The 1,297-nt window shown below is 37.9% G+C and carries 2 protein-coding genes; both read right to left on the reverse strand.

All coding sequences use genetic code 11. The features are described 5' to 3' along the window. Window positions 1-63: 63 nt before the first annotated feature. Entirely contained in the window at window positions 64-936 is an 873-nt protein-coding gene (locus tag E0F88_RS33515) for an IS3 family transposase (protein WP_229213997.1), read from the reverse strand. Window positions 937-950: 14 nt separating this feature from the next. Beyond that, window positions 951-1,256, reverse strand: a complete 306-nt coding sequence (locus E0F88_RS33520) for a transposase (RefSeq protein ID WP_131963165.1) — start codon at window positions 1,254-1,256, stop codon at window positions 951-953. Window positions 1,257-1,297: the final 41 nt, after the last annotated feature.

The raw sequence follows: 1,297 nt of genomic DNA on the forward strand, positions 1-1,297 counted from the left end.
TTGACGTGGTTCACTTTCGGTTTACACTTTTCGCAGGTTAGTTAAATAATTACCACTGAAATATCATCCTGTTTTTTTGTAATACAAGTTTTCAAAGGCTACTGGATTTAAATAATTTAACCCGGAATGTAACCTTCGGATATTGTAATATCCATCGATGTATTCGAATAAAACAGTTGTTAGGTTTTCAACACTTTCATAACCTCCCTTAGGCATTTCTAATTCCGCCTTGAGTCGGCTCCAAAGAGATTCAGCCCAGGCGTTATCATAAGGATCGTCAGCGCGTGACATACTCTGTTTCAATTTGAAGGTTTCTACCAATTTCTTCATATTATTTGATAGATATTGACCTCCTCTGTCGGAATGAATTATTAGTCCTGAATTAATTTTAACTTTTCTTTTTAACAGGGCTTTTTCAAGGGGCTCACGCACCAGGCTTTCCAACATATTATCTGCTAATTCCCAACCAACTATTTGCCTGGAGTAAAGATCCATCCAGGTCGCTAGATAAGCCCATTTGCCTCCTTTTAGGGGCATGTACGTAATGTCTGAAACCCATACTTGGTTGGGACCATCAGGCTTTGGTTTGTTAAGTAATAAATTGTCACAGACCCGTTTACCATGCTTGCTATCAGTCGTCCTGGGAATAAATTTGGGCGGCTGAATAGCTCTTAAACCCTCTGTACGCATTATTTCAGAGACTTTCTTACGTCCTAATTTTATGCCCTTTTGTTCTAAAGAGGCTTTGATCCGACGACTACCATACCGCTTTAAATTTCGTATAAATTCAATCCGTATCTCATGCTTGGGACGATTATACTTATTGTCCGCATTGTAACTTTTACCACGCTTATATCGATAATAGGCCGTTCGACTTATATCGAAAAGGGAGCACAAATAACTTATTTTGTGTGTTTTAGCGAGCGAAGATACCAAGTTATAGACATCTCTTAATCGGACGAACTCAAGAGACMCAATGCCTTTTTTAAGATCTCACGGTCAGTTTTAAGCCGTTCATTCTCCGCTCGCAATTTGGCATTCTCAGCAACCAATTTAGAGCTACCTTCAGACTCATTAGTTTTGGTTTTTGTCTTCATTGTAGATAAAGTTTTCCAACGATACAGCAGATTTTCAGCAATTCCAAATGTCTCAGAAATCTCGCTTACTTTTTTACCAGAAATCAACATTTTTAGAATTTCTGCTTTGAAATCTGGTTCGTAGTTACGACGCGCTTTTGACTTTTTTTCATTATCCATTTTTTGCAAATTTTATGCAAAAAAGTGTGCCGCTTTTTCAA

This window comes from Dyadobacter psychrotolerans (assembly GCF_004349265.1).
Classification (GTDB): domain Bacteria; phylum Bacteroidota; class Bacteroidia; order Cytophagales; family Spirosomataceae; genus Dyadobacter; species Dyadobacter psychrotolerans.